This is a genomic window from Streptomyces beijiangensis, from assembly GCF_017315755.1.
In the GTDB taxonomy this organism is placed as follows: domain Bacteria; phylum Actinomycetota; class Actinomycetes; order Streptomycetales; family Streptomycetaceae; genus Streptomyces; species Streptomyces beijiangensis.
This window is the reverse complement of the sequence record NZ_JAFLRJ010000103.1, coordinates 15,538-36,280: the sequence shown is the minus strand read 5'-3', so window position 1 is coordinate 36,280 and position 20,743 is coordinate 15,538. Positions and strand designations below refer to the sequence as shown.

Below are 20,743 nucleotides of genomic sequence, written 5' to 3'. Positions count from 1 at the left end.
GATGGGGGTGGTTTCGGTCCGGCCGCCGGGTGCGGCTGTGGCGATGCCGCCGGTCGCGGCGACGGAGGCGACAGCCACCGCGCTGCCGAGAATGCCTCGTCTGCTGATGTTCCCCATGAGCCCACCTTTCATGGATGTGAACTACGTTCACGTGTGCGTCGGCGGTGAGCATGCCATGGGGACCCCAGGCGGGGAAGGGGTCGTGCAGAGGTGAATTGCGTACGGGCAGGCGCTACTTGGCGGGGCGCTGGGTCAGATGTGTGAACGCGTCCAGATTGCGGGTCGACTCGCCGCGCGAGATCCGCCAGGCGTACTCGCGGCGGATCGCGCTCGCGAAGCCCAGCTCCAGGAGCGTGTTGAAGGAGCCGTCGGCGGATTCGAGCACCACGCCGAGGAGGCGGTCCAGCTCGTCGGGGGTGACGGCGGCGAGCGGGAGCTTGCCCGCGAGGTAGATGTCCCCGAGCGAGTCGATGGCGTAACTCACGCCGTAGAGGCGGAGGTTGCGCTCCAGGAGCCAGCGGTGGACGGCCTCGTGGTTCTCGTCCGGGTGGCGGATCACGAAGGCGTTCACCGACAGCGAGTGCTTGCCGACGATCAGGGAGCAGGTCGTGGAGAGCTTGCGCGTGCCCGGGAGCTGCACGACGTACGAGCCCGGCTCGGGACTCTCCCACGCGAGGTCGGAATCCTTGAAGGTCTGCTCGATGACCTGTCGTGCGTCGACCTGTCGTGCGTCAGCCATGGTGCGAGCGTACGTGACGACGGTATTCGTGCATCGCGGCCGTGTAGACGTCCGCCGTCGCCGACGCGGCCGTGTCCCAGCCGAAGGAGCGCGCGTGGTGGGCGGCGGCCGCGCCCATGGAGTCCACCAGGTGCGGGTGGTCCAGGAAGCGGCGCAGGGCGTGGGCGTACGCGGCCGGGTCGTGGCCCGGGACCAGGAAGCCGGTCTGTCCGTCCCGTACCGCCACCGGAAGGCCGCCGACCGCCGCCGCGACGACCGGGGTGCCGGCCGCCTGGGCCTCTATGGCGACGAGGCCGAAGGATTCGCTGTACGAGGGCATGACCAGGACGGAGGCCGCCCGGAACCAGTCCGCGAGGCGGTCCTGGCCGACCGGCGGGTGGAAGCGGACGACGTCCGCGATGCCCAGGCGCGCGGCCAGTTTCTGCAGGCCCTCCGGCTTGGCGAGGCCGCTGCCCGAGGGGCCGCCGACGATGGGGACGATCATGCGGGAGCGCAGGCTCGGGTCCTGTTCGAGGAGGACCGCTGCCGCGCGGAGAAGGATGTCGGGGGCCTTCAGGGGCTGGATGCGGCCCGCGAAGAGCGGGATGAAGGCGTCGGGGGGCAGGCCGAGGCGGGCGCGGGCGGCGGCGCGGCCGTCGGAGGGGCGGAAGCGGTCCAGGTTCACGCCGGGGTGCACGACGGCGACCTTGCCGGGGTCGGCCTCGTAGTGCCGTACGAGCTCGTCCGCCTCTTCGTCCGTGTTGGCGATCAGGCGGTCGGCGGCGCGCACGATCTGCGTCTCGCCGATGACGCGGGCGGCGGGCTCGGGGGTGTCGCCCTCGGCGAGCGAGGCGTTCTTGACCTTGGCCATGGTGTGCATGGCGTGGACCAGGGGGACGCCCCAGCGCTCGGCGGCGAGCCAGCCGACATGGCCGCTCAGCCAGTAGTGGGAGTGGACCAGGTCGTAGTAGCCGGGGCGGTGGCCGGCCCACGCCTGCATCACGCCGTGGGTGAAGGCGCAGAGCTGGGCGGGCAGCTCCTCCTTGGCGAGGCCTTCGTACGGTCCCGCGTCGACGTGCCTGACCAGGACGCCGGGAGCCAGCTCGACCAGGGGGTCCAGGCCGCCGGTGGTGGCCCGGGTGAAGATCTCGACCTCGATGTTGATCGCGGCGAGGCGCTTGGCCAGCTCGACGATGTAGACGTTCATACCGCCCGCGTCGCCGGTGCCCGGCTGGTGCAGAGGCGAGGTGTGCACGCTCAGCATCGCGATCCGGCGTGGCTTGCGGCTCCCGGCGAACTTCAGCCGGGAGGGCCTGGAGGGTGCCGCGAGGCGGCTCCCGAGCCGGGACACATACTGCGTCACGTGGACCGTCCTCTCGTCGCCCGGGCAGGTCTCACCGACAGGGCGCGACTACCCCGTCAAAGGGCGAAACCAGCGGAACCCTCTCTTTCATTTCCACTTTGCCAAATGATTACCACGACACTTCTCGCATACCCTCGCCCCATGGCCCCGCCCCACTCCCGTCCCGTCGGACGCCCCGTCGGACGCCCCGTCGGCGCCGTGACCCGCGGGACCACCAACCCCAACCGGTTGCGCCGCATGGACCGCTGGATCGCCGCAGCTCACGGGCGTGCGCTGGCCTCCGCCGACGATCCGCTGGCCGTCGACCTGGGATACGGGGCCGCCCCCTGGACCGCCGTCGAGCTGCTCGCGCGGCTGCGCACCGCCGCGCCGGCCGCCGAGGTGGTCGGGATCGAGATCGAACCGGCCCGGGTCGCCGCGGCGAAATCGTACGAACGCGAAGGGCTGACCTTCCTCCACGGGGGCTTCGAAGTGCCGCTGCCCGGCGGGCGGCGGCCGATGCTGATCCGGGCGGCGAATGTGCTGCGGCAGTACGACGAGGAGGCGGTCGCCGCCGTCTGGGAGCGGCTCTGCGCGCGCCTGGCGCCAGGCGGGCTGCTGGTGGAGGGGACCTGCGACGAGATCGGGCGGCGCCATGTCTGGGTCGCACTGGGGCCCGAGGGGGCGCGCACGGTGACCTTCGCGACCCGTCTGGGCTCCCTGGAGCGCCCCTCGGATCTGGCCGAGCGGCTGCCCAAGGCGCTGATCCACCGCAATGTGCCGGGCGAGCCGGTGCACGCTTTTCTGCGGGACTTCGACCGGGCGTGGGCGGCTGCGGCCCCGTACGCCTCGCTGGGGGCGCGGCAGCGCTGGATCACGACCGTACGTGAACTGTCGGCCCACTGGCCGCTGACGGACGATGTCCGCAGATGGAGGCAGGGCGAAGTGACGGTGAACTGGTCGGCGCTCGCACCCCGTTAGGCGGTGGGCGGGGAACTTGTGCGAGATCTTGTTCGTATGAGTCGGGTGTACGCCTCTGTCGCATTCGAGGAGGGCGTGGCAGTATCGCGCCGACCGCTATGTTACTGACGGTAAATCAGCTCTGGAGGGGGAGCTCGTGAACCGACGCCGCCGCGCCGCCGCAGCGATCACGCTGGTCTGCGCTCTGACCATGCCGATCCTGACGGCGAATGCCGCGCACGCCGATCCGCACGCGCCCAAGAAGAGCCTCGAAGAGGTACGCCAGGAGATAGACGGTCTCTACCGCAGCGCGGGGGCCGCCACGGATGCGTACAACCTCGCCGTCGAGGAGTCCAAGAAGCAGTCCGCGGAGATCGTCGGCCTCGCGAAGACGATCGTCGAGGGCCAGCAGAAGATCGAGAAGCTGAAGGGACAGGCGGGGGCCGCGGCGCGCGAGCAGTACCGCAGCGGCGGGTTCCCTGTCGGGGCCCAGATGATGCTCAGCGGCGACCCGGACCAGTTCCTGGACGGGGCGGACCGGCTGCGGGCCGGCCAGCAGGCGGAGGAGAACCTGCTGGGCGCGCTCAACCAGACCCAGGAAGACCTCGCGGCGTACACGAAGGACGCGGGCACCAACTGGACCAAGCTGGAAGCCAACCGCATCAAGCAGGAGAAGGCCAGGGAGCAGATCACCCGGCAGATCGACGCGGCGAAGAAGCTGGAGGCCTCGCTCGAGAAGAAGGAGCGGGAGCGGCTGCTGAAACTGGAGCAGGACCAGGAATACAAGTCACAGACGACCTGGCTGAGCTCCGGAATACTGAATGAGATCAACAGCCAGGCGAGCCCGCAGGGCAAGAAGGCCGTGAAGTTCGCGACCGGACAGATGGGCAAGCCGTACGTATGGGGAGCCGAGGGACCCAAGTCCTACGACTGCTCGGGGCTGACCTCCCAGGCGTGGGCGGCGGCGGGCCACCCGATCCCGCGGACCTCGCAGGAGCAGTGGGCGCAGCTCCCCCATGTGGACATAAAGGACATGCGCCCCGGCGACCTCATCATTTACTTCAATGACGCGACCCATGTCGGGATGTACATCGGCGACGGCGCCATCGTGCACGCGCCGCGTCCCGGCCGGAACGTGACCATGGCAGGGGCGGGCTCGATGCCGATCCTCGGGGTTGTACGGCCCGACAAATAAACCCCCGCAGACCGGCCGTCCGGCGTGATCTATCTCATCCGCCGGAAGGAGGGTCACGTCCAATTGCGGTACAGGATGCGGCATATGACACTGGCCGGTTCTCTCCGGCCATTCCGCAGGGGCCGTCGCTAACGCTATGGTCCCCGACGGTGGGACGTCGTTCGTCGTTCCGCGCCCTCGGGGGGAGGGAAGGAACCGAAGCAATGGAGAGCGGTCAGGCCGTTCTGCCCCACCAGACCAGGGGGCAGGACTCCACAGGCAGCAACACGGGTACCACCGGCCTCACCCTGCTGGTGATCGAGGACGACCCCGCGGGTACGTTCTCCATGCCCGAGCCGCTCGACGCTGCCGGTACCCGGGTCCGTATCCGCACGGCCCGCAACCTCACCGAGGCCGAGCGGCTGCTCACCGACGACGTGCACTGCATCCTCCTCGACCTGTCGCTGGGGCCCGCCGCCCTGGACCACGTCCTGCGCATCGCGCCCCGCCACGCCGTCCTGGCCCTGGCAGGGCCCGACCACGGGCCCGAGGACGCCGCGGAGGCCGTACGGACCGGCGCACAGGACTGCCTCTCCCGCGACGAGCTGGACGGCCGGCTGCTGAGCCGCGCCATCCGTTACGCGGTGGAACGAAAACGGGCCGACATCGCCCAGTACAAACTGGCCGAGTCCAGACTGCACGCCCAGGAGAACGCCCGCCTGGAGCGCGGACTGCTCCCCACACCGCTGCTCGAAGGCTCGGACCTGCGCTTCGCCGCCCGCTACCGCCCCGGCCGCTCCCGCGCCCTGCTCGGCGGCGACTTCTACGACGTCGTCCGCACCCCGGACGGCACCGTGCACGCCATGATCGGCGACGTCTGCGGCCACGGCCCCGACGAGGCGGCGCTCGGCGTCCAACTGCGCATCGCCTGGCCGGCCACCCGGCCCCGCTGATCACCCGGGGCGACGGGGCCGCGCAGCTCCTTCCGTACGAGAACGGCGGCCCGGCGCTCGGCCTGCTGCCGCGCGCCCGCTGGCCGCGCCGCCAGGTCGAACTGGGCGGCGACTGGAACCTGTTGATGTACACGGACGGCCTGATCGAGGGCCGGATCGGCCAGGGGAAGGAGCGCCTTGGCCAGGAGGGCATGCTGGCGATGATCGACCGCCAGAAGGCGGCCGGCCTGGGCGGCGAGAGCCTGCTGGAAGCTGCCGTCGCTGAGGTCCGCGAGCTCAACGGGGGCGAGCTGACGGACGACGTGGCGGTCCTGCTGCTGGAGCGCCGCCGCTAGAGCCGGAGCGGCCCAGAGGCAGAGCGGCCTGAGGCAGAGCGGCCCAGAGCCGGAGCGGCCTGGGGCAGCTTGCTCAGCGGCCGCCGTTGTACGGCCCGTAAGGACCGTCGCTGCTTGAGCCGCCGCCGCGGCCACCGCGGCCACTGCCGCCACCCGTGATCTGCCTCACGGCCGGACGGACGTCCACCATGTACACGATGGTCGCGACGAGCCCGATGATCGGCAGGAACGACATGATCGGGAACAGCCACATCACGGCGAACGCGATCCCGAGAATGATCAGCCAGAACGGCTTGGTCTTCTTGTCCGCGGCGCGGTACGCGTCCTCGCGCCGGATCGCCGCGTCCACGAAAGCGAAGCCGCTGAAGATGATCAGGGCCCAGCTCAAGAGAGACATGAACCCGAAGAATCCCTGCATCAGCACTGCAATCCACCACCCGTGAGAACCGGCCTCGACACGGCCACCGTACAGAGAAAACGGGGCGGCCACCCGGAAGGTGCCCGCCCCACAACCACCCGCCCGCTACTTCTCCGCAGCCGGGGTCGTCTTCTTGGCGGCCGTCTTGCGCGCCGCGGGCTTCTTGGCCGGAGCGGGCTTCGCCTCGGCCTTGGCGGTCTTCGGCTCCTCCGCGACGGCGGGACCGGCAGCGGCCGGCTCCTCGTCGGGCTCGACGGCCGCGGCGATCTCGACGATCTCCTCGGCGGCCTCGCCACGCCACTGCTTCACGGCCTGCTCACCGTGCTCGGCGACCTTCTCGTACGCCTCGCGCGCCTTCACGGCGTACTCGGCGGCCAGACCCACGCTCCGCAGCGCGAAGTCCTGCGTCGTCTCACCGAACTTCTTCAGGTCGGTGTCGAGGGTGGAGAAGATCTCGTTGAACTTCGCCTGCGCGGTGGCCTGCGCCTCCTTGGCCTGCGAGACAGCCTTGTCCTGCACGGCCTTGGGGTCGGTCTTGCGTACGGCGTCGATACGGGCCGGAGCCTCGGCCTGGATCTTCTCGATCAGCGCGGGAACCTTCTTCGCCTGCTGTACGGCGTAGTCGGCGGTCCCGGCCGCGAAGTAGATGGGGGTGCGCAGTTCATCGGTAATGGCCATGACTGTGGTCCTCCCGGATCATTCGTTATGAGGGTTTTCGAGCCCGTCCGCGCCGTCGCTGTCCGCGACATCCGCAACATCCGCACTGTTCTCCTTGCGGAAGGACTCGTAGATCTGGAGCAGCACCTGCTTCTGCCGCTCGTTGATGGAGGGGTCCGCCAGAATGACGGCCCGCGTCTCCAGCTCGTCCCGCTCCCGCTCCTCGAGGATCCCGGCCTGCACGTACAAGGTCTCCGCGGAGATCCGCAGGGCTTTCGCCAACTGCTGCAGAATCTCCGCGCTCGGCTTGCGCAGGCCGCGCTCGATCTGGCTGAGGTACGGGTTGGACACCCCGGCGGCGTCGGAGAGCTGACGCAGCGACAGCTGCGCGTTGCGCCGCTGTTCGCGCAGATACTCCCCGAGATTGCCGACGTTGAGCGATGCCATGCGACGATCCTGCACCCTTGGTGCTAACTATTGCAAGCGAGTGCTTGCAAAAGTGTTCCGCGCCACTGCGGGGCGGGTCCATAGGACCGCCGGCGTGACCAACGTCGAACCCGGCGGCAGCTTCGTCTGGCCGGACCCGGCGGAGTTGGTCGCGCGCCTGAAGGCTCTCGGCGCGACGCCCGCTCACGTGGGCCAGGGCGATGTGCCGTGGACGGTCCTCGCCGACCCGGAGGGCAACGAGTTCTGCGTACTCGGCCGGTCGACCTGACGCAGATCGCTGCGCCGGTGCTGTGCCCGTGTTGTGACGCGATCAGCACGGGCCGGTCGCCCGCACACCGCTAGCGTCGAGCCCATGATCGTATGGCTCAACGGCACTCATGGCGCGGGCAAGACGACGACCAGTCCACTCGTGCAGCAGCTGATCCCGGATTCACGGGTGTTCGACGCCGAGAAGGTCGGCGAGACGCTCATGGACATCTCGCCGGGGCTGCCGGCGACGGACAACTTCCAGCACTGGCCCCCGTGGCGGCCGCTCGTCGTCGAGACCGCCCGCCGCGTGCTCGACTACGCCGGCGGCACTCTGGTGGTGCCCATGACTGTCCTGGTCGAGCAGTACTGGCGCGAGATCAGTGCCGGTCTCGCCCAATATGACATTCCGGTACGGCACTTCGTCCTCCACGCCGACCAGGACACCCTCCTCGGGCGCATCGAGGGGGACACCCTGATGGGCCCCTCCCCGTTCCGTCTCAAATACCTCGAGCCCTACGCAGAGGCGGCCCGCACCTGGCTGCACGGCGAGGCCGAGGTCGTCGACACCACGCACCTCACGCCGGCCCAGGCCGCCCAGCAGATCGCGGAAGCCGTCAAGGGCTGAGGTGCGGCGAAACTGGACGTGGTGGGGTGCGTCGCAGTCGCCGCAGACGTCCGGTGCCGTCGAGTTCCACGCCACCGAGGGCCGCTCCTGGCGCCTCACGCTCTCCGCCGACGGCGCACGGACGACCGCCGGTGTTCGCGCAGCGGACCGAGTCGACTCGATTTCATCGAGGATGATCTCGACGGCGCCGTCGGTGACTTGCCAAGATGCAGCATGCAACCGGATGGCTGGCACCTCACCGAAGACCTCGACGACTTCCTCGCCCACGCCGGGGACTTCCTGCACTCGCGGCCCGCACTGCACAACACCCCGCTGACCGTGATCGAGAAACTGCGGACGAACGGGGCCGCCGCGCAGAGCGCCGGTGCCCCCGTCTTCGGACGGCTGGAGCAGGCCGGTGAGGTCCGCGCCGCCTTCTACCGACTCCCGGCCCGCGGCATGACCGTCACTCCCCTCGTCCCCGGGCAGGCCGACTCCCTCGCCACCCATCTGGCCGGTATCGGGCACTCGCTCCCCTATGTCAGCGCCGACCATGACACCTCCACCGCCTTCGCCGAGGCATGGCAGCGGCACACCGGCGCGGTGCCCACACTCGGTACGCGTATCCGCCTCTACCGCCTCGGTACGCTCACCCCTCCGAAGCCGTTCCCCGACGGGCGCGGCCGGGTCGCCGGCAAGCCGGATCATGAGCACGTCGTGCGCTGGTGCGGGGAGTTCTGCACCACCGTCGGGGAACTCCCCGTCGTGGACACAGGATCCTGGGCCGGATCGCGCTTCGCCGACCGGCACTTCACGTTCTGGGAGGGACCGGACGGGACCCCCGTCTCCATGGCGGCCGTGACCACGATGGTCGCCGGAATGGTCCGGGTGGACCCCGTCTACACCCCGGCCCATCTCCGGGGCCGCGGCTACGCGGGCGCCGTGACCGTCGAGGTGAGCCGGGCCGCGCTCGCCGCGGGCGCGACGGACGTCGTTCTGTACGCGGATCCAGGCAACCCCACGAGCAACGCCCTCTACCAGCGGATCGGATACGTCCCGCTCACCGAATGGGCCGTATACGACTTCGGGGGCGCCGCACCTGGCGTCAGCCCGTAACGCCGAACCACTTGGGCAGGTGGGCCAGCAGGTCCTGCTGGTCCTCACCGGCCCATGCCACATGGCCGTCCGGCCGCAGCAGTACCGCGGGCACGTCCAGTTCCTCGCTGACGTCCACGACGTGGTCGACGCGGTCCGCCCAGCCCTCCACGGAGAGCCGGCCGGTCTGGTCGAGCAGCAGTCCGCGGCCTTCGTGCATCAGGTCGTACAGGCGGCCCCGCTTCAGCTCGATGTCCCGGAGCCGCCGCCCGAGCAGTGCATGGCCCTCGCCGAAGTCGTAACGGATGTCGACCGCGGTGATCATGCCGGTCACATACTGATTGACCTCGTCGAACTCCATCAGCTTCGAGAGCAGTTCCCGCAGCGCGGTCGCCCCCGCATCGGTCCCGAGCAGCGTGATCTGCGCGCGGGTGTTGTCCACCACGCGGGCGCCCACCGGGTGCCGTTCCGCGTGGTAACTGTCGAGGAGATCCTCCGGGGCCCAGCCCGCGACCGCGGCGGCCAGCTTCCAGCCGAGGTTGAACGCGTCCTGGACACCGAGGTTGAGCCCCTGTCCGCCGGTCGGCGGGTGGATGTGGGCCGCGTCCCCGGCCAGCAGCACGCGACCCACCCGGTAGTGCTCGGCCTGGCGGGTGGCGTCGCCGAAGCGGGACAGCCAGCGCGGCGAGTGCACGCCGAAGTCGGTGCCCGCGACCGCCCGCAGCCGCTCCTTGAACTCCTCCAGGGTCGGCGTGGTCGCGCGGTCCTCGGAGACACCGGCGGCGGGCACGATGACGCGGTACGTCCCGTCCCCGTTGGCGATGGTGCCGAACCGCAGCTGGGTCTTGCGGACCTCCTCGACGACGGCGGCCACCGTCTCCGGGTCCTCGGTCATCTCCATGTCGCCCAGCAGCGTCTCGATCGTGGGCGGCTCGCCCGGGAAGCCGACGCCGAGTTGCCTGCGCACCGTGCTGCGGCCGCCGTCGCACCCGACGACGTACCGCGAGCGCAGCTGCGTACCGTCGGCCAGTCCGACGGTCACCCCGTCCCCGTCCCCGTCCTCGTCCTGGCTCAGGCCGACCACTTCGCAGCCGCGCCGGATCTCGGCACCGAGCTCGACGGCATGCTCCTTGAGCAGCCGTTCCGTGGTGGGCTGCAGAGTGGAGAGGCCGTACGGGTGCGCCGTGTCCAGCCGCTCCGGCCACGGCGCGACGATGCCACCGAAGAGGCCGCCGACCTGGAACTTCTCACTGACCGCGAGGAACCGGTCGAGCAGCCCTCGCTGGTCCATCACCTCGACGCTGCGCGCGTGCAGGCCGCGCCCGCGGGTCTCGCCGGTCGGTTCGGTCAGCTTCTCCAGCACGACCACCTGCACGCCGTGCAACCGCAGTTCACCTGCCAGCATCAAGCCGGTCGGTCCGCCGCCCACCACGATCACATCAATCATCGGCACGCCCGTTCAGCGAGGAGAGGAAGAGAGGAAGAGAGGAGGAGAAGCGAGGAGGAGGGCCAACTACCTGGCCAGACTGGCCGGTTCGGTCAGGCGCGTCAGCTTCTCCGGGTTCCTCACCAGATAGATCCGCGTGATCCGTCCGTCCTCCACCACCAGACTCACCGCGGCCGGTTCGCCGTCCACCTCGATCCGGCCCGCAGGCGCGCCATTGAGCCAGACCGTCGTCGCCTCCAGCGGGGTCGGATCCACCCGGTCCGCGCGCCCGAGAATCCTCGCCACGAGATCGGCCCCATGGAGGGGAACCAGAGCCGCCGCCGCGATCCCGCCGCCATCGGCGATCAGCACCACATCCGGAGCCATGACCTCCATGAGCTCCTGCAGCTTCCCCGTGCGCAACGCGGCCAGGAACCGTTCCACCACGGCCTGTTGCTCCGACCGGCTCACCTGCACCCGCGGCCGCCCGGCCGTCACATGCTCACGCGCCCTGCGCCCGATCTGCCGCACCGCGGCCGCGGACTTCCCGACGGCCCCGGCGATCTCCCCGTACGGCATGGCGAAGACCTCACGGAGCACGAACACCGCCCGCTCCGTCGGCCCGAGCGTCTCAAGGACGGTCAGCATCGCCATCGAGACGCTCTCCGCCAGCTCGACGTCCTCTGCCACATCGGGGCTGGTGAGCAGCGGCTCCGGCAGCCACTCGCCGACGTACTCCTCGCGGCTGCGCGACAACGTGCGCAGCCGGTTGAGCGCCTGTCGGGTGACGGTCCTGACGAGGTACGACCGCGGGTCGCGCACCTCCGCGCGGTCGACGTCGGCCCATCGCAGCCAGGACTCCTGCAGCACATCCTCCGCGTCGGCCGCCGAACCGAGCATCTCGTAGGCGACCGTGAAGAGCAGGCTGCGATGGACGACAAACGGATCATCGGTCATGCGGTCGACGCTACCCGGGATGTCTCGGGGCGTACGGCCAACGGGATTTCGCATGCGGCGGAGAATCCCTGCGACGCGACGCCGTTGGCCACGTTGGCCCTGGTGGCCAGGTTGACGTAGGCGATGAACGCGGTGAGCTCGATCATCGCCGGGGCCCCGAGCCGGTCGAGCAGGCTCGCGTACTGCTCGTCGGTGACGGTCATCGGCGTCTCCGTCATGGACTCGGCGTACTCCATCACGTCCCGCTCCAGCGGTGTGAACACGTCCGTCTCCCTCCAGCGCGGCACCTGGCTCGCCTTTGCCAGATCCAGGTTCACGTTGGCGGCCTGGAAGTAGCCGACGTCGAGGCACCAGCTGCAGCCGACCATCGACGCGACGGCCATGTGCGCGAATGAGGTGAGACCCGCGTCGATCGCGGTCCACGCACCCACCTTCGCGCCGAACTCCAGGTTGTCCTGGGCCGCTTGGGGGCTGTGCCACAGGACCTCGACGTTCTCGGGTACGGCCCCGAGCTGCTTGATCATGTTTTCCTTGAGCTCGGTGGGAAGCTCGGCCTTCGCGATGCGCAGTGCCATGGTGTCCTCCTGGGACGGAACGGTGCGTGTTCTGCTGTCGGACATGAAGACACCGGCCGGCCCGGAAGTGTGACGCCTTCCTGGATTCAGGGCGCTGAAACCACCGTGAAAGCGCGCTGAATGCGGCCTGCCGCAATCTCCTCGGCATGACCTCAACGACAACGCACTCTCTCGCCATCGCGGCCAAGGGGCTGCACAAGGCCTACGGGGACAAGACGGTCCTCGACGGCATCGACCTGGCGGTGCCGGCCGGCACGGTCTTCTCCCTGCTCGGCCCGAACGGCGCAGGCAAGACCACCGCCGTCAAGATCCTCTCCACCCTCATCACCGCCGACGCAGGCGACCTGCACGTCGGCGGCCACGACCTGGCCGTCGCCCCGCAGGCCGTACGGGCGGCGATCGGTGTCACCGGGCAGTTCTCCGCAGTCGACGGGCTGATCACCGGCGAGGAGAACATGCTCCTCATGGCGGACCTGCACCACCTCTCGCGTAGCGAGGGCCGCCGTACCGCCGCCGAGCTCCTGGAGCGCTTCGACCTGGTGGAGGCGGCCAAGAAGCCCGCCTCCAGCTACTCCGGCGGTATGAAGCGCCGCCTCGATCTCGCGATGACGCTGGTCGGAGGCCCGCGGATCATCTTCCTGGACGAGCCGACCACCGGACTCGACCCGCGCTCCCGCCACAACATGTGGCAGATCATCCGCGAGCTGGTCTCCGACGGCGTCACCGTCTTCCTCACCACGCAGTACCTGGAGGAGGCCGACGAGCTCGCCGACCGTATCGCCGTACTGAACGACGGGAAGATCGCCGCCGAGGGGACGGCGGACGAGCTGAAGCGGCTCATCCCCGGCGGACATGTGCGGCTGCGGTTCACCGACCCTGCCGCCTACCAGTCCGCCGCCGTCGCCCTGCGCGAAGTCACCAGGGACGACGAGGCGCTGGCCCTGACCGTCCCCAGCGGCGGCAGCCAGCGTGAGCTGCGCTCCATCCTCGACTGGCTGGACTCGGCCGGCATCGAGGCGGACGAGCTGACCGTGCACACCCCCGACCTCGACGACGTGTTCTTCGCCCTGACCGGCAGCACCGACACCGCCGACGTCCCCGCCCAGTCGAAGGAGACAGTCCGATGAGTACCCTCGCCCTCGCCGTACGCGACTCGAACACGATGCTGCGACGCAACCTGCTGCACGCGCGCCGCTACCCGTCCCTCACCCTGAACCTGCTGCTCACGCCGATCATGCTGCTGCTGCTCTTCGTCTACATCTTCGGAGATGTGATGAGCGCCGGCATCGGCGGCTCCGACCGCTCCGACTACGTCGCCTACATCGTCCCCGGCATCCTGATGATGACCATCGGCGGCACCGTCATCGGGACCGCGGTCTCCGTCTCGACCGACATGAACGAGGGGATCATCGCCCGCTTCCGTACGATGGCGATCCACCGCGGGTCGGTGCTCATCGGGCATGTCATCGGCAGCCTCATGCAGTGCCTCGCCAGCGTGGTCCTCGTCGGCGCCGTCGCCATCGCCATCGGGTTCCGGTCCACCGATGCCACGCCCCTGGAGTGGCTGGCGGCGCTCGGACTGCTCGCCCTGTTCTCGCTGGCGCTCATCTGGATCGCGGTCGGGATGGGCATGGCCAGCCCGAACGCCGAGGCGGCCGCCAACAGTGCGCAGCCGCTGATCCTGCTGCCGCTCATCTCCAGCGCCTTCATCCCTGCCGACACGATGCCGGGCTGGTTCCAGCCGATCGCCGAGTACCAGCCCTTCACCCCGGCCATCGAGACCCTGCGCGGGCTGCTGCTCGGCACCGAGATCGGCAACAACTGGTGGATCGCGATCCTCTGGTGCGTCGCCCTGGCGGTGCTCGGCTACCGCTGGTCGACGGCCTCGTTCAACCGCGACCCGAAGTAACGGCCATGACAGCGCGGGCTGCGTCCCGCAACTCGTCCCGCCCCAGGGCGGCGTACTCCGACACCGCGTCGGTGTACGCCGCCCCGTCGGCGTTCCCGGCGGCCAGGACCGCCTCGCGGGCGCGGTCCGCCGACATCGTCGGCTGGAACTCCCGCATCACACCCAGCCGTTCGGCCAACGCGACCATCCGAACGGCACCGGCGTCGCCGGACGCGAGTCCCACCGCGCCGAGGGCGTGCAGGACCGTTCCGTACAAGGGGAGTTCGGAGGGCGAGCCGACCGGTTCGGCGAGCAGTGTCAGCAGCCGCTGCCGCAGCCGGTCGACGATCTCGGCGACCAGTTCGGTCCGGCCCGCGTGCGCGTGGGCCGTCACCGCCACCGACTGGATCAGGTACGCCCACGGGTCGAGCGGGGCGCCGCCGTCGCCCGTCGGACCGGCCGCGAGCATGCGCTCCACCGTGCCGCGCCACAGCCCGAGCCCGACCTCCGTCAGCCCGCGGGCGAGCGCGATCTCGGCACGCCCGCCCAGGTCGGGCCGGTAGAAGTCGTCCTGCTTCGGGGCCTTGTCGATCTCCGACTGACGCAGCCAGTACTCGGCCTCGTCGGGTTCGCCGCGCTGCAGGCAGGCGAGGACGAGGAGCGAGCGGATCCCGATGTAGTCGTGCCCGTCGCCGAGCCGCGGGAGCAAGGTGAGCGCCACACGGAGATGCTCGTACGCCTCCTCGCCCCGCCCCGTCCGCAGGCACAGCTCGCTCAGCCGGGAATGCACCATGAGCTGTACGGACGGATTGTCGACCGGCGCGAGGCCGGCGACCGTACGGCGGGCCGAGACGAGCGCGCGGTCGATGTCGTGCTCGAACTCCCAGACGTAGCAGGCGACGCACTCGGCCATGCCGGAGAGCAGCGGCTGGTCGCTGTCGCAGAGCTCGCGCAGCGCGTCGTAGCCGGGAGGGCGTATCCCGGGGATCGCGCACAGCACGAGAGCGGTGGCGCGCATCAGCGTGTCCGGCGGGGCCTGGGGCAGCCGCCGGAGGGTGACGAGCTGGCGTACGGCGCGCGGACCTGGACCCATGAACACGGTCACCGTGCCCAACACCGCTGCTGTGCGGGCGACTTCGACGTACTCGGGTCCGGGGTGGTAGTGCGACAGCGGCGGTCCTGTGTCCTCGGCGAGGGCGACCAGGCGCGGATAGTTGGTGCCGGTGGACCACAGGCCGGCGAGGACGGCGGCGAGTGCGGCGGTGGCGGGGTTGTCCGTACGGGCCAGGGCGTACCGCAGGGCCAGTACGAGATTGTCCTGCTCGGCCTTGATCCGCTCCCAGGCTGCCGATGTCTCCGGGCCGAAGAGCGCGTCGTGGTGGGCGACCCCGAAGTCCCGTGCCCACAGGAGGAGTCGACTGACTGTCACGTCGTCCTCGCCTGCCTCCGTACGCCGTACCGCACTGAACTCCCGTACGGTCTCCAGCATCCGGAACCGGACACCCGCCGGGGTGTCGGCGACCGTGATCAGCGACTGACCTGCCAGCTCCTCCAGCAGGAACAGCGCATCGTCGCCGAGCACCTGCTCCGCCGCGTCCCCCAGGAATCCGCCGGGGAAGACGGACAGCGTGCGCAGCGCGGCCCTTGCGTCCTCCGCGAGCAGGTTCCAGCTCCACTCCACGACCGCGTGCAGCGTGCGGTGGCGCTCCGGCACGTCCCGCACCCCGCCGCGCAGCAGCGCGAACCGGTCCCCCAGGCGGCGGGCGATCTCCTCCACCGAGAGCACCCGCACCCGTGCCGCCGCCAGCTCCACGGCGAGCGGCAGCCCGTCGAGGTGGCGGCAGAGCCCGGCCACCGCGTCCGGCGGCAGTTCCACACCCGCCCTGGCGGCCCTGGCCCGCTGCACGAACAGCTCGACCGAGGTGTCGAGCCCGAGCTCGGGCAGCGCGTACACCGCCTCCGACGTCAGGCCGAAAGGCGCCCGGCTGGTGGCGAGCACCCGCAGGTCCTTCGACGACGATACGAGGGCCTGTACGAGGTCCGCGGCGCCCCGGACGATCTGCTCGCAGTTGTCGAGCACCAGCAGGGCGGGCCCGGATCCGAGCACGCCGAGGATCCCGGACACCGGATCGGCGGCAGCGGGACCGCTCACGGCACCGGCGCCGAGCGCGGAGGCCACCTCCGCGGCCACGTCCTCGTCCGCCGTGACACCGGCGAGCGGCACGAAATACACCACGCGCTGCCCGGCCCTGCGGCTGACGGCGTGCGCGAGCCTGGTCTTGCCGAGGCCGCCCGGGCCGACGACGGTGACAGCGCGGGAGGTGCTCAACAGCCGCTCCACCGCCGCGATGTCCTCGTCACGGCCGAGGAGCGGGTTCGGCTCGTGCGGCACGCCGTGCCTGGCCACGGGCGCCTCGCCCCGCAGCAGCTCCTGCTGTACGGCCTTGAGCCCGGCGCCCGGATCCGTACCGAGGTCGTCGCGCAGTTCGCGGCGGTACGCCTCGTACCGCATCAGCGCCGCGGACGGTCCCGCCGTCGCCGCCTCGCCGCGCAGCAGTTCGCCGAGCACCTCCTCGTCGCGCGGATGCCCGGACACCGCCGCGGCCAGCGGCCCGGACGCCTCCGCGTGCCGTCCGAGGCGGGCGAGGGCGAGCGCCTGCGCGCGTACGAGAGCGGCGTGGACGGGGGCCCGATCGGCGCGCAGCGCGGCCACGGGGTCGTCGCCGTCGCCCGACCCGTCGAAAGTGCCCTCCCACAGCGCGAGACCGGCGGTGGCCGAGGCCAGCGATCCCGCGTGGTCCCCCGCCCTGGCCCGGTCCGCCCCGGCGGCTGCGTGCAGCAACAGGGCAGAGCTGTCGACCTGTTCCTCCGCGAGTACGAGCCGATACCCGGTCGGCGTCGCGACGAGAACATCGGCGCCCAATTGCGCCCGCGCCCTGGACACGAGAACCTGCAGCGCCTTCCCCGGGCGCTCCGGCAGCTCGTCCGGCAGCCACAGCCCTTCCACGAGCCGCTCGGTGCCGCAGCCCGTGCGGAGGTCGCCCGCGAGCAGCGCGAGGAGACCGCGGAGCCGGGGCGCGGTGACTTCCTGTCCGCGGTAGGCGACACGCGGCAGCAGCGTCAGATCGATGGTCATCCGTGCAGATTAGCCAAGTGCCCTGCGCGTGAAGCCAGCAGAGCAGCCAGGAATGTCGGTACGAGAAGGAGTCCGAACGCCGCCCCATAGCCCGCCAGTTCGCTGGAGCCAATCGCCAGGCCCGCGTTGAACACCGCGGAGGCCACACCGAGGATCGCGATCTGCCCCAGATTCTGGCTGGTCTGCATCGCGCTGCCGGCGTAGCCCTGGCGGTCGGCCGGGCTGTGGGCGAGGGAGAGCAGCGTGAGGGAAGGGGTCAGCAGGCCCATGCCCACCGCCGCGACGATCATCGCGGACGCGGCAACTGGCGACGGCGTCGAAGGGATCGTCCCCACGACGGCGAGCGCGACCGCCACCGCCATGATCAGCGCGCCGGCCGCGACCAGCCGGTCGCGCGGGTGGTCCGCCAGCAGATGGCCCTGCACCCAGGACGAGGCGGCCCAGGCGATGGCGGCCCCGGTGAAGACGAGGCCGGTCATGGCCGGGGGCACGTGGCGTTCGGTGACCAGGAGCAGGGGGACGAAGGCCTCCACGGTGAAGAAGGTGCCCGAACTCAGGCCCCGCAGCAGCACCGTGGCCGGCAGCCCTCGTACGGCATGCCAGGTGCCCGTCGGGACCAGCCGGGGCGCGAAGACCGCCAGCACAGCCAATCCCCCTGCCGCGCACAGCAGATGGCGTACATCCCAGCCGGAGACGGCGTACTGGGCTAGCGCCGCGCCCACGCTCACCGCAGCGGCGACGAGGAGCGGAGGGCGCGGCAGCCGCTCCCCCCTCGCCGCGCGCTCGGGCGTCCCGGAGCGCTCGCGCAGCAGTGCCACGACGACCAGTGACGGGATCAGGGTCAGCGCGGCCAGCCCGTAGAACACCGCGCGCCAGGACCACCAGTCGGCCACCAGGCCCGCCAGCGGAGGGCCGGTCAGTGACGGCACGATCCAGCAGGCGCTCATCAGGGACAGGGCGCGCGGCTGGAGCCGGGCGGGGTAGGCCTGGCCGATCGCGGTGTTGATGGAGACGGCCACCATCCCGGCGGATATCCCGTCCAGGAAGCGGCCCGCTGCCAGCTGCCAGATCGAGGTGCTGGTGGCCGAGACCAGCAGGGTGATCACAGCGAGCACCATGCCGGCGGCCAGCGGCCTGCGCGCCCCGACCCGGTCGGCCCAGTCGCCGCCGAGCACCCCGCCGAGCAGGCTCGCGGCCACGAAACAGCCTGCCACCAGCGGGAAGAGCGGTACCGCGCCGAGGTCGCGGGCGGCGACCGGGAGGGTGGGCACCACGGCCAGGGCGGCGAATCCGGTCAGGAACATCACCGCGGCGAAACTGAGGGTGGCGGCCGCGTACGTCCGGGAGAACAGACCGTCCCCGTCGGCCTCGGACCGTACCGGGGCGTGCTCGGCCATCTTCGGATCATCAGTCACGAGCGCGCAGGCTATGCGGGGCGCACCCGTGCGTGCCACTGGTTTTCGACCGGCCCCGCGCCGCCCCGCATCCCCCCGCACCCACTTATTTGTGGGTACTTGTCGCCGCGCCGAGGTCCGGCGAACCTTGTGGTCAGGAAGCCAGCCGGTCCTTGGGGAGCCGCTCCAGACGGCGGTGCCCCCAGTCCGAGAGAGGAGCCAGCGCGTCGGACAGCTCACGGCCGAACGGGGTCAGTGAGTACACCGTCTTCAGGGGCAGTTCGTCGTGCACCTCGCGGTGCACCAGACCGTCGGTCTCCATCTCGCGGAGCGCCTGGGTCAGCACTTTCTCACTGAGGCCCGGCAGCTTGCGGCGCAGTTCGCCGGGACGGTGCGCACCGTCCTCCAGCAGCCACAGCAGGGCTGTCTTCCACTTGCCGTCGATCACGGCGATCGCGGCGGTCACTCCACAGACGTTCGGGTCCTGTGCACGGCTGCGCGTCATCGTCATCCCCTTTGTCGCCATTTCACGCTATCCATACGTATTCATACGGGAGTTGCATCATGTCCGACCACACCCCCCAGTCTGCCGTCACCGTCCTCGGTCTGGGTCCGATGGGCCGGGCCCTGGCAGGCGCTTTCCTGGACGCGGGTCTGCGCACCACGGTCTGGAACCGGACGCCGGGCAAGGGCCGGGAGCTGGCCGAGCGGGGCGCTGTCGTCGCTGTATCGGCCGAAGAGGCCGTCGCGGCAAGCGAGTTGACCGTCATCTGCGTGGTGAATTACGACGCCTCGGACGCGATCCTGCGGCGCGAGGAGGTCACCGCCGCGCTCAAGGGCCGCACGCTGGTGAACCTGAGCGCCGACATCCCGGACCGGTCCCGTTCCACCGCCGACTGGGCGTCCGGGCACGGCATCCGGTACCTGGACGGGGCGATCATGACGCCGACCACCACCATCGGCACACCGGCCTCCGTGTTCCTCTACAGCGGCCCGGCCGGACTCCACCAGGAGCACCGCCCGGTCCTCGACGCGCTGAACGGCACGCACACCCACCTCGGCGAGGACATCGGCAGGGCGGCGGCGTACGACATCGCCCTGCTCGACCTCTTCTGGACCGCGATGGCGGGCTTCACGCACGCGCTGGCCCTCGCGCGGGCCGAAGGCATCTCGGCCCGGGAACTGGCCCCGTTCGCCCAGGGCATCGGCGCGATCCTCCCGCCGCTCTTCGAGCAGTCCGCCGGTGAGGTGGACAACGGCAGCTACTCCGGCGAGGGCAATCCGCTGACCTCGGCGGTGTCGACCATGGCCCATGTCGTCCACGCCTCGGAGGCCCACGGAATCGACGCGAGCCTGATGCGCGCGGCCGAGTCGACGGCCCGCCGTGCCATCGGCCTGGGCCATGGCGACGACGGGCTGACGAGGATGGCGGAGGTGCTCGGCCGCCGCTGACGCGATCAGCCCGCGGGTACGGCCAGTTCGAGCCGGCCGAGCCGCTCGTCCGCGATCACGTCGATCCCGGTGATCACACCGGCCGCGAACGTGAAGGCGAGGACCAGCCGCAGCCGTCCCCGCGGAGCCATCGCCAGACCGACCGCGCCGTCGATGAGCACGGCACCGGTGAACCGGGCACGGCCCGTGGCGGCCATCGCACCCTTGGCCACGGCCTGCGCGCCGCTGACCATGACGGGTTCGGGGGTCGGGATGACCGACCGGTCGGCGCGGAGCACCACATCCGCGTGGAGCAGGGCGACCAGCGCCTCGAAGTCCCCGCCGCGCGTGGCGGCCAGGAAGGCGTCGACGACCTGGCGCTGCAGGGCGAGGTCGGCGTCGGGGACCGGGGTGCCGCCCTTGACCCGGCGCCGTGCGCGGCTCGCCAACTGCCGCGTCGTGGCGGTCGACTGGCCGACCAGCGGGGCGATCTCGTCGAAGGGCACGGCGAACATGTCGTGCAGGACGAAGGCGATCCGCTCGGGCGGCGAGAGCGTGTCCAGGACCACGAGGAGGGCGAGCCCGACCGAGTCGGCGAGCAGCGCCTCCTCCTCGGGGTCCACGCCGCCCTTGCTGCGGGCCGTCTCGTCGGGAACGTACGCGTCCATGGGTTCCTCGCGCCGGGTCGCACGCGAGCGCAGCATGTTGAGGCAGACGCGCCCCACCACCGTGGTGAGCCATGCGGCCAGGTTCTCGACGCCGGCGGTGTCGGTGCGGTGGAATCGCAGCCAGGTCTCCTGGACGGCGTCGTCGGCGTCGCTGAGCGAGCCGAGGATCCGGTACGCGACCGCCCTCAGCCGGGGCCTGTGCTCCTCGAAGCGGGCCGTCGGAAAAGAAATCTCCTCCACCGGTCACATTCCTTCCTCGCGGCGGGTCGAAGCAGTGAACCCACGAAATCCCGTGGCTTCGGACGCAATCGAAGTG

Annotated in this window: 19 protein-coding genes and 2 pseudogenes; 9 read left to right on the top strand and 12 right to left on the bottom strand. The window is 70.7% G+C overall.

Annotated features, from left to right (window positions below):
* Positions 1 to 232: 232 nt before the first annotated feature.
* Together J0695_RS12180 and mshA are read right to left on the bottom strand one after the other, a co-directional pair.
* Complete coding sequence (locus J0695_RS12180) at positions 233 to 739, bottom strand: type III secretion system chaperone family protein (RefSeq protein ID WP_206961984.1); 507 nt, start codon at positions 737 to 739, stop codon at positions 233 to 235.
* Positions 732 to 2,081 (bottom strand): D-inositol-3-phosphate glycosyltransferase, encoded by a 1,350-nt coding sequence (gene mshA, locus J0695_RS12175; protein ID WP_206961983.1) that lies wholly within the window; start codon positions 2,079 to 2,081, stop codon positions 732 to 734. Before mshA ends, J0695_RS12180 begins: the two co-directional genes overlap by 8 nt.
* A 141-nt stretch (positions 2,082 to 2,222) precedes the next feature.
* On the opposite strand from mshA, the gene J0695_RS12170 reads away from it, so the two are divergent.
* From J0695_RS12170 to J0695_RS12160, 3 genes and pseudogenes are all read left to right on the top strand, one after another.
* Positions 2,223 to 3,041, top strand: a complete 819-nt coding sequence (locus tag J0695_RS12170; RefSeq protein ID WP_206961981.1) for a class I SAM-dependent methyltransferase — start codon at positions 2,223 to 2,225, stop codon at positions 3,039 to 3,041.
* 136 nt (positions 3,042 to 3,177) lie between these two features.
* Entirely contained in the window at positions 3,178 to 4,215 is a 1,038-nt protein-coding gene (locus J0695_RS12165; protein WP_307798574.1) for a C40 family peptidase, read from the top strand.
* Between the two features lie 203 nt (positions 4,216 to 4,418).
* Positions 4,419 to 5,482: pseudogene (locus J0695_RS12160) on the top strand (PP2C family protein-serine/threonine phosphatase).
* 73 nt (positions 5,483 to 5,555) lie between these two features.
* On the opposite strand, the gene J0695_RS12155 reads toward J0695_RS12160, so the two are convergent.
* The 3 genes from J0695_RS12155 to J0695_RS12145 all read right to left on the bottom strand — a co-directional run bounded on the left by J0695_RS12155 (position 5,556) and on the right by J0695_RS12145 (position 7,004).
* Positions 5,556 to 5,906 (bottom strand): DUF2516 family protein, encoded by a 351-nt coding sequence (locus J0695_RS12155; RefSeq protein ID WP_206961980.1) that lies wholly within the window; start codon positions 5,904 to 5,906, stop codon positions 5,556 to 5,558.
* A gap of 99 nt (positions 5,907 to 6,005) precedes the next feature.
* Positions 6,006 to 6,578 (bottom strand): hypothetical protein, encoded by a 573-nt coding sequence (locus J0695_RS12150; RefSeq protein ID WP_206961978.1) that lies wholly within the window; start codon positions 6,576 to 6,578, stop codon positions 6,006 to 6,008.
* Between the two features lie 18 nt (positions 6,579 to 6,596).
* Positions 6,597 to 7,004, bottom strand: coding sequence for a helix-turn-helix domain-containing protein (locus tag J0695_RS12145; RefSeq protein ID WP_206961977.1), 408 nt, complete (start codon positions 7,002 to 7,004; stop codon positions 6,597 to 6,599).
* On the opposite strand from J0695_RS12145, the pseudogene J0695_RS45625 reads away from it, so the two are divergent.
* The 3 genes and pseudogenes from J0695_RS45625 to J0695_RS12130 all read left to right on the top strand — a co-directional run.
* Positions 7,003 to 7,257: pseudogene (locus tag J0695_RS45625) on the top strand (VOC family protein); the annotation flags it as partial. The gene J0695_RS12145 and the pseudogene J0695_RS45625 sit on opposite strands and share 2 nt — an antisense overlap.
* A gap of 99 nt (positions 7,258 to 7,356) precedes the next feature.
* Positions 7,357 to 7,878, top strand: a complete 522-nt coding sequence (locus J0695_RS12135; protein WP_206961975.1) for a P-loop nucleotide/nucleoside kinase family protein — start codon at positions 7,357 to 7,359, stop codon at positions 7,876 to 7,878.
* A gap of 213 nt (positions 7,879 to 8,091) precedes the next feature.
* Complete coding sequence (locus tag J0695_RS12130; protein ID WP_206961974.1) at positions 8,092 to 8,973, top strand: GNAT family N-acetyltransferase; 882 nt, start codon at positions 8,092 to 8,094, stop codon at positions 8,971 to 8,973.
* On the opposite strand, the gene rox is transcribed toward J0695_RS12130, so the two are convergent.
* From rox to J0695_RS12115, 3 genes are all read right to left on the bottom strand, one after another.
* Complete coding sequence (gene rox / locus J0695_RS12125; protein WP_206961989.1) at positions 8,963 to 10,399, bottom strand: rifampin monooxygenase; 1,437 nt, start codon at positions 10,397 to 10,399, stop codon at positions 8,963 to 8,965. The genes J0695_RS12130 and rox overlap by 11 nt on opposite strands.
* A 66-nt stretch (positions 10,400 to 10,465) precedes the next feature.
* On the bottom strand, positions 10,466 to 11,335 hold the full coding sequence (locus J0695_RS12120) for an RNA polymerase sigma-70 factor (protein ID WP_206961973.1): 870 nt from the start codon (positions 11,333 to 11,335) through the stop codon (positions 10,466 to 10,468).
* On the bottom strand, positions 11,332 to 11,910 hold the full coding sequence (locus J0695_RS12115; RefSeq protein ID WP_206961972.1) for a carboxymuconolactone decarboxylase family protein: 579 nt from the start codon (positions 11,908 to 11,910) through the stop codon (positions 11,332 to 11,334). The genes J0695_RS12120 and J0695_RS12115 overlap by 4 nt, the downstream gene beginning before the upstream one ends.
* 146 nt (positions 11,911 to 12,056) lie before the next feature.
* Between J0695_RS12115 and J0695_RS12110 the strand changes: the two genes are divergently transcribed.
* Complete coding sequence (locus tag J0695_RS12110; RefSeq protein ID WP_206961971.1) at positions 12,057 to 13,037, top strand: ATP-binding cassette domain-containing protein; 981 nt, start codon at positions 12,057 to 12,059, stop codon at positions 13,035 to 13,037.
* The gene (locus tag J0695_RS12105; protein WP_206961970.1) at positions 13,034 to 13,819 is read left to right on the top strand and encodes an ABC transporter permease; all 786 of its coding nucleotides are present in this window, start codon (positions 13,034 to 13,036) and stop codon (positions 13,817 to 13,819) included. The genes J0695_RS12110 and J0695_RS12105 overlap by 4 nt, the downstream gene beginning before the upstream one ends.
* Here J0695_RS12105 and J0695_RS12100 read toward each other — a convergent pair.
* The 3 genes from J0695_RS12100 to J0695_RS12090 form a co-directional block, all read right to left on the bottom strand.
* The gene (locus tag J0695_RS12100; protein ID WP_206961969.1) at positions 13,800 to 16,934 is read right to left on the bottom strand and encodes an ATP-binding protein; all 3,135 of its coding nucleotides are present in this window, start codon (positions 16,932 to 16,934) and stop codon (positions 13,800 to 13,802) included. The genes J0695_RS12105 and J0695_RS12100 overlap by 20 nt on opposite strands.
* Positions 16,931 to 18,331 (bottom strand): MFS transporter, encoded by a 1,401-nt coding sequence (locus tag J0695_RS12095; RefSeq protein ID WP_206961987.1) that lies wholly within the window; start codon positions 18,329 to 18,331, stop codon positions 16,931 to 16,933. Before J0695_RS12095 ends, J0695_RS12100 begins: the two co-directional genes overlap by 4 nt.
* A 151-nt stretch (positions 18,332 to 18,482) precedes the next feature.
* A complete protein-coding gene (locus J0695_RS12090; RefSeq protein ID WP_206961968.1) occupies positions 18,483 to 18,833 on the bottom strand; it encodes a winged helix-turn-helix transcriptional regulator in 351 nt (116 codons plus the stop codon).
* A gap of 59 nt (positions 18,834 to 18,892) precedes the next feature.
* Here J0695_RS12090 and J0695_RS12085 point away from each other — a divergent pair, with 59 nt between their 5' ends.
* Complete coding sequence (locus J0695_RS12085; protein WP_206961967.1) at positions 18,893 to 19,780, top strand: NAD(P)-dependent oxidoreductase; 888 nt, start codon at positions 18,893 to 18,895, stop codon at positions 19,778 to 19,780.
* 5 nt (positions 19,781 to 19,785) lie between these two features.
* Here J0695_RS12085 and J0695_RS12080 read toward each other — a convergent pair whose 3' ends face one another.
* Positions 19,786 to 20,667 (bottom strand): sigma-70 family RNA polymerase sigma factor, encoded by an 882-nt coding sequence (locus J0695_RS12080; protein ID WP_206961966.1) that lies wholly within the window; start codon positions 20,665 to 20,667, stop codon positions 19,786 to 19,788.
* Positions 20,668 to 20,743: the final 76 nt, after the last annotated feature.

Excerpts from the sequence above, each read along its gene's own strand:
- J0695_RS12180 (WP_206961984.1), bottom strand. The coding sequence starts at position 739 with ATGGCTGACGCACGACAGGTCGACGCACGACAGGTCATCGAGCAGACC.
- J0695_RS12170 (WP_206961981.1), top strand. The coding sequence starts at position 2,223 with ATGGCCCCGCCCCACTCCCGTCCCGTCGGACGCCCCGTCGGACGCCCC.
- J0695_RS12150 (WP_206961978.1), bottom strand. The coding sequence starts at position 6,578 with ATGGCCATTACCGATGAACTGCGCACCCCCATCTACTTCGCGGCCGGG.
- J0695_RS12145 (WP_206961977.1), bottom strand. The coding sequence starts at position 7,004 with ATGGCATCGCTCAACGTCGGCAATCTCGGGGAGTATCTGCGCGAACAG.
- J0695_RS12135 (WP_206961975.1), top strand. The coding sequence starts at position 7,357 with ATGATCGTATGGCTCAACGGCACTCATGGCGCGGGCAAGACGACGACC.
- J0695_RS12130 (WP_206961974.1), top strand. The coding sequence starts at position 8,092 with ATGCAACCGGATGGCTGGCACCTCACCGAAGACCTCGACGACTTCCTC.
- rox (WP_206961989.1), bottom strand. The coding sequence starts at position 10,399 with ATGATTGATGTGATCGTGGTGGGCGGCGGACCGACCGGCTTGATGCTG.
- J0695_RS12120 (WP_206961973.1), bottom strand. The coding sequence starts at position 11,335 with ATGACCGATGATCCGTTTGTCGTCCATCGCAGCCTGCTCTTCACGGTC.
- J0695_RS12115 (WP_206961972.1), bottom strand. The coding sequence starts at position 11,910 with ATGGCACTGCGCATCGCGAAGGCCGAGCTTCCCACCGAGCTCAAGGAA.
- J0695_RS12110 (WP_206961971.1), top strand. The coding sequence starts at position 12,057 with ATGACCTCAACGACAACGCACTCTCTCGCCATCGCGGCCAAGGGGCTG.
- J0695_RS12105 (WP_206961970.1), top strand. The coding sequence starts at position 13,034 with ATGAGTACCCTCGCCCTCGCCGTACGCGACTCGAACACGATGCTGCGA.
- J0695_RS12100 (WP_206961969.1), bottom strand. The coding sequence starts at position 16,934 with ATGACCATCGATCTGACGCTGCTGCCGCGTGTCGCCTACCGCGGACAG.
- J0695_RS12095 (WP_206961987.1), bottom strand. The coding sequence starts at position 18,331 with ATGGCCGAGCACGCCCCGGTACGGTCCGAGGCCGACGGGGACGGTCTG.
- J0695_RS12090 (WP_206961968.1), bottom strand. The coding sequence starts at position 18,833 with ATGACGCGCAGCCGTGCACAGGACCCGAACGTCTGTGGAGTGACCGCC.
- J0695_RS12085 (WP_206961967.1), top strand. The coding sequence starts at position 18,893 with ATGTCCGACCACACCCCCCAGTCTGCCGTCACCGTCCTCGGTCTGGGT.